Origin of the sequence: Devosia sp. Root105 (genome assembly GCF_001424865.1) — a bacterium.
GTDB lineage: Bacteria > Pseudomonadota > Alphaproteobacteria > Rhizobiales > Devosiaceae > Devosia_A.
The window spans coordinates 279,164-289,980 of the sequence record NZ_LMCR01000021.1; the positions used below are offsets into that span (position 1 = coordinate 279,164).

The 10,817-nt window shown below is 67.1% G+C and carries 6 protein-coding genes; all 6 read left to right on the forward strand.

All coding sequences use genetic code 11. From position 1 onward, the window contains the following. The first annotated feature begins 34 nt into the window (after positions 1–34). The 6 genes from ppk2 to hrpB all read left to right on the forward strand — a co-directional run bounded on the left by ppk2 (position 35) and on the right by hrpB (position 10,714). Positions 35–958 carry a polyphosphate kinase 2 gene (ppk2, locus tag ASC68_RS28130; RefSeq protein ID WP_055888026.1) on the forward strand — a complete coding sequence of 308 codons (924 nt, stop codon included), beginning with the start codon at positions 35–37 and terminating at the stop codon, positions 956–958. Between the two features lie 566 nt (positions 959–1,524). Beyond that, complete coding sequence (gene sthA / locus ASC68_RS28135; RefSeq protein WP_055887954.1) at positions 1,525–2,925, forward strand: Si-specific NAD(P)(+) transhydrogenase; 1,401 nt, start codon at positions 1,525–1,527, stop codon at positions 2,923–2,925. Positions 2,926–3,347: 422 nt separating this feature from the next. Then, positions 3,348–4,592 carry an aminopeptidase gene (locus tag ASC68_RS28140; RefSeq protein WP_055887956.1) on the forward strand — a complete coding sequence of 415 codons (1,245 nt, stop codon included), beginning with the start codon at positions 3,348–3,350 and terminating at the stop codon, positions 4,590–4,592. Positions 4,593–4,740: 148 nt separating this feature from the next. Next, complete coding sequence (locus ASC68_RS28145) at positions 4,741–7,236, forward strand: bifunctional diguanylate cyclase/phosphodiesterase (RefSeq protein ID WP_055887960.1); 2,496 nt, start codon at positions 4,741–4,743, stop codon at positions 7,234–7,236. Between the two features lie 72 nt (positions 7,237–7,308). Beyond that, entirely contained in the window at positions 7,309–8,193 is an 885-nt protein-coding gene (locus ASC68_RS28150) for a PAS domain-containing protein (RefSeq protein ID WP_055887964.1), read from the forward strand. Positions 8,194–8,269: 76 nt separating this feature from the next. Further along, positions 8,270–10,714, forward strand: coding sequence for an ATP-dependent helicase HrpB (hrpB, locus tag ASC68_RS28155; RefSeq protein WP_055887967.1), 2,445 nt, complete (start codon positions 8,270–8,272; stop codon positions 10,712–10,714). Positions 10,715–10,817: the final 103 nt, after the last annotated feature.

Consider the following 10,817-nt stretch of genomic DNA (forward strand, 5'->3'; position numbering starts at 1 on the left):
CACCCCTCCCCGCGAGCTATCCATGGGTGCACCGATGAACGATCACGAAGCCAAGACCCCGGCCGAACTCGAGCGGATCAAGCAGGCGATCGCCGACGACTTCGACGAAGAGCTGGAAATGCAGATGGAAGACGACCGGCTCGATGAGCTGGTCGCCGAGGGCATGTCCGGTCCGGTCGACGATACCATCGACCGCAAGGTGTATTTCCGCGAGCTGTTCCGGCTGCAGCACGAGCTGGTGAAGCTGCAGGATTGGGTGGCCTACAAGAAGCTCAAGATGGTGGTGCTGTTCGAGGGCCGCGACTCGGCCGGCAAGGGCGGCGCCATCAAGCGGGTGACGCAACGGCTCAACCCTCGGGTGGCGCGGGTGGTGGCGCTGCCGGCGCCGACCGAGCGCGAGCGGCACCAGTGGTACTTCCAGCGCTATGTGCCGCATCTGCCGACAGCCGGCGAAATGGTGCTGTTCGACCGCTCCTGGTACAACCGTGCCGGCGTCGAGCGAGTGATGGGGTTCTGCACGCCGGATGAGCTCGAAGAGTTCTTCCGCACCGTGCCGGAGTTCGAGCGCATGCTGGTTCGCTCGGGCATCATCCTCGTCAAATACTGGTTCTCGATCACCGACGAGGAGCAGGAATTCCGCTTCAAGATGCGGCTGCACGATCCGCTGAAGCAGTGGAAACTCAGCCCCATGGACCTCGAAAGCCGGGTGCACTGGGAAGAGTACACCAAGGCCAAGGAAGAGATGTTCGACCGCACCCACACCGAGGAAGCGCCCTGGTGGGTGGTGCAGGCAGTGGACAAGAAGCGGGCGCGGCTCAACTGTATTGCGCACCTGTTGAGCCAGGTGAACTACGAGGACGTGCCCAAGCAGGACGTGCAGCTGCCCGACCGGGTGCGACACGCCGACTATGTGCGGCACGCGGTGAAGCCGGAGCTCTATGTGCCGGAGGTTTACTGAGCGAGGCTACCCCGCGCCCTAACCCTTCCGTGAGGTCGCAAGAATATCGCCTACACCCCTCTGAGCTGAGATGCCCTGCATCATTGTGGGGCAGAGGCCAATCGCTTGACGTGGCTGCTAGCTCATCTCTTTGCCATACGCCGCGTAGAATGCGGCCGCGAGGGTCTCGAACCTGACACTCTGATAGGTTTCCGGCAGGTGATAGGTGATTTTGCCCGATGCCACTGAATCTTGAGTAGCTTGCGGTCGAGAGTCCGATAGGCGATCGGCGGGATCAGAAATTCCATGCCGATGCCGATGACGTCGAAGTTCGGCTCCCGGATGAATTCCGGTTCCATCGAAACCTCCATTCACGTTGCCTGCGTCCAGGGTCAATTGGCGGGCATCCCGTCATTCGGGATGCTCAAATCGAACCGACAGTTTGCTTATGATCGTACAGTCTCCCCCGCGCCACAATCTCGGACCTCGCATTGAGGGCAGAAAGCGCGGTGCATTCCCGCCATGCAGCCTTTGCCATGTGAGCTTCATCTGCCGCGTGCAACAGTCAGCCTCGGGGGACAGCACACATGGACACTTTCGATCTGATCGTCATCGGCTCGGGGCCGGCGGGGCGGCGGGCGGCTATTCAGGCGGCCAAGCTCGGCAAGGCGGTGCTGGTGGTGGAGAACCGGCTGCGGGTCGGCGGGGTGTCGGTGCATACCGGCACGATCCCGTCGAAGACGCTGCGTGAAACGGTGCTCAACCTCTCGGGCTGGCGCGAGCGCGGCTTTTACGGGCTCGCCTACCGGGTGAAGAAGGAAATCGAGGGCAAGGATCTCGGGGCGCGGCTGCGGATGACGCTCGACCACGAGATCGACGTGCTGGAGCACCAGTTTGCCCGCAACGGGGTGCGGACGGTGGCCGGGCGGGCCCGCTTCGTCAGCCCGCGGCGGATCGCCATCAAGAACGGCAGCGAGGGCGAAAGCGAGTACGAAGCCGAGCGTTTCGTCATCGCGGTCGGCACGGCGCCATACCGGCCCAAGCACATCCCGTTCAACCAGGCCAACGTGTTCGACAGCGACGACGTGGCGTCGGACCCCAAGGTGCCCAGGAGCCTGACGGTGGTGGGCGCCGGGGTGATCGGCATCGAGTATGCGACGATCTTTTCGGCGCTCGACGTACCGGTAACGCTGGTAGAACCGCGCGAGAATTTCCTCGAGTTCATCGACCGCGAGATCATCGACGAGTTCGTGCACGAGCTGAGAAAGCGCGGCATGCAACTGCGGCTCGGGGTGAAGGTGGAAAAGGTCGAGGTCGACGCCGCCGGCTTTGCCGTCAGCTCGCTGAGCGACGGGCGGCAGATCCGCACCGAGGCGCTGCTCTACTGCGCCGGCCGGGTGGGTGCGACAGCGGCGCTGGAACTCGAGGCGTGCGGGCTGACCGCCGACGAGCGTGGACGGCTGACCGTGGACCCGCGGACCTTCCAGACCGCGGTGCCGCATATCTATGCGGCAGGCGATGTGATCGGCTTTCCCTCGCTCGCCTCCACCTCGATGGAACAGGGGCGGATCGCCGCCTGCCATGCATTCGGCGCGCCGATGCCCCCTGCCCCCGAATATTTCCCCTACGGCATCTACGCGGTGCCGGAGATCTCGACGGTCGGGCTGACCGAGCAGCAGCTCAAGGCCAAGGGCGTCCCCTACGAGTGCGGCGTAGCGCGGTTCCGCGAGACCTCGCGCGGGCACATCATGGGGCTGCAATCCGGGATGATGAAGCTGCTATTCTCGCTCGACGATCGCAAGCTCATGGGCTGCCACATCATCGGCGAAGGGGCGACCGAGCTGGTGCATATCGGCCAGGCGGTGCTGAACCTGGGCGGTACGGTCGACTATTTCGTCGAGAACACTTTCAACTACCCGACGCTCGCCGAAGCCTACAAGATCGCGGCGCTCGATGCGTTCAACCGGATGCCGGGGCGAGCGCACTAACCTGCAGTGTGCTTGGCGCCCCTCACCCTGGCCCTCTCCCCAGGGGGGCGAGGGGACGCACTTTGCGCCGGCAGTGCCACATCGCCCCCTCGCCCCTTTGGGGAGAGGGTGGCGGATGAGGCCGAAGGCCTCACCGCGGGGTGAGGGGTAGCCAAGCGCTCGATTCCCAAAATGTCGAATCCCCCAAAGCCGGCTCGACCATCCCTGTGACAAGCACTGGAGATGGACATGGACTGGACGCGGATGGGCATGCAGTGGCCCGAAGACGAGGCCGTCGAGCGGCTGGCGGCCCAACGGGCTTGGGCATTGGGCATCGGGACCAGGATCGAGCGCAGCGATGACGAATTACGGCATCTCGCCGCCTTGAAGCAGGCTGAAGCGAGGGGTAAGGGTCGTGCCTCAATTTTCGCGAAGGTTTTCCAATGGCTCAGGGCAACACCCCTATCGATCCGGTCAAACTCGACAAGCTCGCGGAAGTCGCGATCAAGGTGGGGCTCCAGCTGCAGCCCGGGCAGGACCTGGTCCTGACCGCGCCGATGGCGGCGTTGCCACTGGTCCGCAAGATCACCGAGCACGCCTACAAGGCCGGCGCCGGCATCGTGCAGCCGATCTTTTCGGACGAGGAGATCACCCTCAACCGCTATCGGCACGCCGCGGACGCGAGCTTCGACAAGGCGCCGGGCTGGCTGTTCGAGGGCATGGCCAAGGCGTTCGACGGCAATGCGGCGCGGCTCGCCATTTCGGGCGACAACCCGATGATGCTGGCGGGCGAAGATCCGGCCAAGGTAGCGCGCGCCAACCGCGCGACCTCGATGGCCTATAAGCCGGCGCTGGAGAAGATCACCGGCTTCGACATCAATTGGAACATCGTCTCCTACCCCAATGCCAGCTGGGCCCGGCTGGTCTTCCCCAACGATCCCGAAGAGGTAGCGGTGAAGAAGCTCGCCGACGCGATCTTTGCGGCGAGCCGGGTCGATGTCGAGGATCCGATCGGCGCCTGGAAGGCGCATAATGCCAAGCTCAAGGAGCGCTGGACCTGGCTCAACGGCCAGCAGTTCGCCTCGCTGCACTATGTCGGCCCGGGCACCGACCTCACGATTGGCCTTGCAGATGAGCACCGCTGGAAGGGCGGCGCGTCGGAGGCCAAGAACGGCATCACCTGCAACCCGAACATCCCCACAGAAGAAGTGTTCACCACCCCGCATAGCCAGCGCGTCGAGGGTTATGTCCGCTCGACCAAGCCGCTCAGCCATAACGGTACGCTGATCGCCGATATCGAGGTGAAGTTCGAGGGTGGGCGGATCGTCGAAGCCAAGGCTTCGAAGGGCGAGGCCGTGCTGCAGAAGGTGCTCGACACCGACGAGGGCTCGCGCCGGCTGGGCGAAGTGGCGCTGGTACCGCACTCGTCGCCGATTTCGAAGAGCGGCGTGCTTTTCTACAATACGCTGTTCGATGAAAATGCCGCGAGCCACATCGCGCTCGGCCAGTGCTACGCCGACTGCTTCATCAACGGCACCAAGATGAGCCAGGACGAGATCGCCAAGCGCGGCGGCAACAAGAGCCTGATCCACATCGACTGGATGATCGGTTCGGACAAGATCGATATCGACGGCCTCAAGGCCGACGGCTCGAAGGTGCCGGTGATGCGCAAGGGCGAGTGGGCCTGATCGAGAGGGATCGCTGGTCCGCGTTCAGCGAACCTTAACCACCGGCACAGTTGTCATCACGGCGGCGAGCATTCGCCGCCGTCTCACACATGCGATTAATGTTTTGGCGCGTTCGGCTGCGTAGCATCCTCGTGAGGCTGAGGATCGCATGCGCAACACAGGCACCGTGTCGAGGGGCACACCGCCGGCTGAGGCTGCCGCAGAGACGCTGCGGCAGATCGGCAGCGCGACCGGCATTTCTGTGTGGACCTGGCACGCGCTGACCGACCGGGTCTACCATTCGGCCACCACCATTCGCGGCGAAGCGCTCGACCAGGGCGTACCGCTCGCGGCGACACTGGCAAAGCTCCATGCCTCGGATCGGGCGCGCGTCCGCCGCCGGATGCATGCAGCAGTGCGCAGCGGCAAATCCGGCGCCTTCCGTTTCCGCAGCCTGCCGGTCGGCGGGACGGCCCGCGAATACAGCGCGGCGCACTATCCGCTCGGGCCGAACGAAGTGCAGGTGATCGTACAGGACGTGACCCGCACGACGCTGGCCGAGCGGGCGCTGCGCGAGAGCGAAGACCATTACCGCACCGCCGTCGACCTCAACCCGGAAGTGATGTGGCTCGCCGACCCCGAGGGCAACATCATCGAATTCGGGCCGCGCTGGCTCGAGATGGTCGACCTCAACACCGAAGAGACGCTGGGCCAGGGCTGGGCGAGCGTCGTCCACCCCGACGACCTCGAGCCGACCATTGCCGACTGGACCCGATCGCTCGAAAGCGGCGAGCCGCTCGACATCACCTATCGCATCCGGCTGAAGAGCGGCGTCTATCGCTGGATGCGGGCGCGGGCGGCGGCGCGGCGCGACAAGCTCGGACAGATCGTCCGCTGGTACGGCACGCTCGAGGATATCCATGACCGCCGGGAGGCGGAGGCGGCGCTGCGCGAAAGCGAGGAGTTCGCTCGCTCGATCCTCGAGGCGAGCACGATGGCGATCGAGGTGCTGGATGGTGCGGGCCGACTGATCTTCATGAACGGTCCCGGCGTCCGCATCATGGAGGTCGATGACTTCGAGGCGATCCGGGGGGTGCTGTTCGAGCAGTTCTGGCCGGAGGACCAGCGCGCGACGATCCGCGCGGCGATCGCTGCAGCACAGCAGGGCGAGACGGTGCGCCACACGCTGTTCGGGCCGACAGCCAAGGGCAAGGCGCGCTGGTGGGACCTCAGCGTGTCGCCGATCCTGGGCGCCGGTGGCGAGGTGGCGCGGCTCCTGGCGCTTTCGCGCGATGTGACCGAAGCCAAGCAGAATGAGGCCGAGGTGGTGGCCGGGGCGAAGCGGCTCGAATATCTGGCGCGGCACGACACGCTGACGGGCCTGCCCAACCGCATGCAGTTCCAAGAGGGAATGGATGCAGCGCTGCTGACGCTGAGGACCGGCGGGACGCTGGCGGTGCTGTCGATCGACCTCGACGACTTCAAGCTGGTGAATGATACGCTGGGGCATCTGGCCGGCGACGTGCTGCTGCGCGAGGTGGCCGGGCGGCTCAACCGCTGCGCCGGCAAGCGCGACCTGGTGGCACGGCTCGGTGGCGACGAGTTCGCGCTGCTGATGCCGGTGGAGCGCCCCGAGGATGCGGCGATCACGGCCCAGGCCATCCTCGCGGCGCTGGCCATCCCATTCGAGATCGACGGCGAAACGGTGAGCATCGGCGCCAGCATCGGCATTGCCATCGCGCCGCGCGACGGGCTCAGCACCGAGAGCCTCCTGCAATTTGCCGACGTGGCGCTCTACCGGGTGAAGAGCGACAAGGGGCGCGATTTCCGCTTCTTCGAGCCGGCCATGGATCAGGCGCTGCGTGAGCGGCGCGAAATGAAGCGCGACCTGTCGCTGGCGCTGGGCCGGGGCGAGCTGCGGGTGGTGTACCAGCCGCAGATCGATATCGGCAGCAACCGGCTGGTCGGCTTCGAGGCGCTGCTGCGCTGGGAGTGTGCGGCGCATGGCGTGGTGTCGCCAATGGTGTTCATTCCGCTGGCCGAGGAAAGCGGACTGATCGATGCGATCGGCGCCTTCGTGTTGCGCGAGGCCTGTGCCGAGGCGACGCATTGGCCTGAGGCGCTGTCGCTGGCGGTGAACCTGTCGCCGGCACAGTTCCGCAACCGCGCCGTGGTGCGCACCGTCACCGATGCGCTGGCAGAGACCGGCTTTGCGCCGGTGCGGCTGGAACTCGAGATCACCGAGTCGGTGCTGTTCGACGAGAGCGCCGAGGCGCTGGCCTCGCTCGAGGAACTGCACCGGATGGGCATCAGGGTAGCGCTCGACGATTTCGGCACCGGCTATTCGTCGCTGAGCTATCTCAGGCGCTTCGCCTTCGACAAGATCAAGATCGACCGCAGCTTCGTCGCCGACCTGCCGGGAGCAGAGGACTCGGCGGCGATCGTCCGCGCCATTATCGGGCTTGGCCGCTCGTTGAAGACGCGGGTGACGGCCGAAGGCGTCGAGAGCTGGGAGCAGTTGCTGATGCTCAGGGCGGAAGGCTGCAACGAGGCGCAGGGCTACCTGTTCAGCCCACCGCTGCCGCAGGCCGAAGCGCGGGCGCTGGCAAAGGCTGGGCTTGTCGCCTCACGCTCGGCGAGCGAACGCCGGCAACGCCACGGCTGATACACACCAATACTTAACCGGGCTACGGCTAGCGTTCCCGCCAGCTCCCTTCCTGCCCCGTCACGGACCCCGATGTTCGACAAGCAGTTGATCGCCACGCCGTCGGAATCACTGGCCCAGGTAGAGCCGACTCCGGCGCTCACCGATGCCGATCGCGCCCTGCAGCTCTACGAGCTGCATGAAGGCTATGGGCAGTGGAAGGTGATCTTTCCGGGCACCGTGGTGCTGTCGGCGCGCGTAGCGGAAATCTATGGCCTCGGGCCGGATAGTCCGGTGCCGCTGCAGGATCTGGTGAAGCTCTATGTCGCCGAGGATCGCGGCAAGCTGCTGACGCTGATCGCGCAGGCGCTGCAGGACCGGCGCGGCTTCCGCTGCCGGTTGCGGATCGAGCGACGCGATGGCGGCGTGCGGATGATCGAGTCGATCGCCGATCTCAGGGTGCGCGACGGGCGGGTGATCGAATTGTTCGGCGCCAGCCGCGACGTGACCGCGGAGATGGAACGCGAGCTGCAGGTGCAGGGCCGGCTGAAGCTGGTGCAGGACCTCGTCGGCGACATGCCGGCGCCGATCGCGGTGCTGGACGACAAGCTCAGGGTGCTCGACTGCTCGCTCTATTGGCTCAAGGCGCACCGTTTCGTCGAGCGGCGCGAGGTGATCGGCAAGACCATCGGCCAACTGTTTCCCGAGACGCCGCCCGAGCAGATCGCCGAGTACGAGGCGGCGCTGCGAGGGCAGACGGTGAAGACGCGCCGGAGTTTCGCCAGCCCGACCAGCGGCGCGGCGACCCAGTTCGCGACGGTGCTGACGCCCTGGTATGTGGCCGACCGCAAGGTGGGCGGCATTACGGTGGTTGTCGGCTGGTCGGAAATCGCCACCACCAAACGCGCGGCGCCCGCGGCAGCGCCGGTCGAAGATTTCGACGGCTCGCTGCTCGACATGCTGAAGAACGTCAGCTGAGGCGAGGCGCCTCGGCCGCGCGCGCCTGAACCGAGGGCGCCTTGCATCCACGTCGCTTTTCTCCGATTGAAGCGGCATGAGTTTGCCGCCCCTCCCGATCGATGAGGCCCTGCCCCGGCTGCTGGCCGCGCTGGCGGCCGGCCCCTATGCCGTGCTGGTGGCGCCGCCGGGCGCGGGCAAGACGACGCGCGTACCACTGGCGCTGCTCGAGGCGGCGTGGCGCGGCGATGGCAAGATCGTCATGCTGGAGCCGCGGCGGCTGGCGGCGCGGGCAGCGGCGCGGCGGATGGCGCAAACGCTCGACGACGAGGTCGGCGGGGTGGTCGGCTATCGCGTCAGGCTCGATGCCAAGGTCAGCAGGCGGACGCGCGTCGAAGTGGTGACCGAGGGGGTGTTCACCCGGATGATCCTCGACGATCCGGAGCTCACCGGCATCGCCGCAGTGCTGTTCGACGAATTCCATGAGCGCAGCCTCGATGCCGATCTCGGCCTCGCGCTGGCGCTCGATGCAGCGGCGCTGCGCGATGACCTGCGCGTATTGGTGATGTCGGCGACGATCGATGGGGCGCGGGTGGCGGAGCTGCTCGACGGGGCGCCGGTGGTGGTCTCCGAAGGGCGGGCGTTTCCGGTGGAGACGATCTGGCGCGACCGCGATCCGTTGGTGAAGCTCGAGGACCAGGTGACCAGCGTGGTGCTCGAGGCGCTGCGCGACCAGCCGGGCTCGGCACTGGTGTTCCTGCCGGGGCAGGCGGAGATCGGACGGGTGGCGGAGCGGCTGGCGGGGCGCGTCCCCGCTGATGTCGATATCGCCCCGCTCTATGGGCAACTGACGCCGGAGGAGCAGGATCGCGCCGTGCAGTCGGCCCGGTCCGGGCGGCGCAAGGTGGTGCTGGCGACCTCGATCGCCGAGACCTCGCTGACCATCGAGGGGGTGCGGATCGTCGTCGACAGTGGCCTCAGGCGCGCTCCTGCCTACGAGCCGGCGACCGGCCTGTCGGTGCTCGAAACGCGAAAAGTATCGCGGGCCTCGGCCGACCAGCGGCGCGGACGCGCCGGGCGCGTCGAGCCGGGGGTGTGCTACCGGCTGTGGGGCGAAGGCCAGAACGCGGCGCTGCTGGCGTTCGACGCGCCGGAGATGCTGGAGGCGGACCTTTCGGGACTGGCGCTCGATCTCGCCGGCTGGGGGGTGAGCGATCCAACCCAGCTCAAATTCCTCGATCCACCGCCGGGACCGGCATGGAGCGAGGCGACAAGCCTGCTCAAGGGGCTCGAGGCGCTGGACGACAGCGGGCGCATCACCGTCGAGGGCAAGGCGCTGGCGCGGCTGCCACTGCACCCACGGCTGGGGCACATGATCCACCGCGCGGCGGAAGAGGATGATGCGCTGACGGCAGCGCAACTGGCAGTGCTGCTCGGCGAGCGTGGGCTTGGCGGTGACGGCCCTGACTTGACGCACCGGCTCGAACGCTTCGGGCGCGAGCGCGGCAAGCGGGCTGATGAGGCGCATGGGCTGGCGCGGCGCTGGGCCGGAATGGTCGGCAACACGGGTTCGGGCGGCGAGGTTGGACGCCACCTGGCCCGAGCCTATCCGGACCGGGTGGCGCAGCAGGCCGGCGCCCGCGGACGATTCCGGCTGGCCAATGGGCGGCAGGCGAGCCTCGAGGAAACGGACGCACTGGCGAATGTACCCTACCTGGTGGTGAGCGATATCACCGGCGCGGCGGCGACTGGGCGGATCCGGGCGGCGGCGGCAGTCGAGCGGGCGACGATCGAGGAATTGTTCGCCGGCGAGATTGTCGACGAGGTGGCGATGGCGTTCGACCGCGGCTCGCGCAGTGTGCGGGCGCGGCGGTTGCGGCGGCTCGGCGCATTGCGGCTCGACGAGGCGCCGGTGGCGATAACCGATCTACAGCAGGCAGCGGCGGCGCTGGCAGAGGGCATCGCCGGGCTCGGGGTTGGCGTGCTGCCATGGAGCAAAGAGCAGCAGGCGCTGCGGGCGCGGGCGAGCTACCTCCGCGCGACGCTGGGCGAGGCGTGGCCGGATCTCTCCGATACGGGCCTCGCGGCCGACATGGCCTGGCTGGTGCCGGCCATCACCGGCAAGACGGCGCTGAGCGAGATCGGAGCGGACGACCTGGGCGGAGCGCTCGAGGGGCTGCTGCCCTGGGCGCGACGGCAGGAGATCGAGCGGCTGCTGCCCTCGCATTTCGACGCGCCCTCGGGCTCGCACCTGCCGATCGACTATGGCGCAGAGAACGGGCCGGCGCTGGAGGTGCGGGTACAGGAACTGTTCGGTCTCGACCGGCACCCGAGCGTCGCCGGGGGCAAGGTGCCGCTGCTGCTGGTGCTGCTCTCGCCGGCGCACCGGCCGATCCAGACGACACGCGACCTGCCCGGCTTCTGGCGCGGCAGCTGGAAGGATGTGGCCAAGGACCTGAAGGGCCGCTACCCGCGGCACTATTGGCCGGAGAACCCACTGGAGGCGGCGGCTACGGCACGGGCCAAGCCGCGGGGGACGTGAGCCCTTCCAGAAGCCGGTGGCTGTGGACCCCCACCCCTGTCCCCTCCCCGCAAGGGGGAGGGAGACCAAAACACCGGCGTCAGTGGGAGCGTCTCCCTCCCCC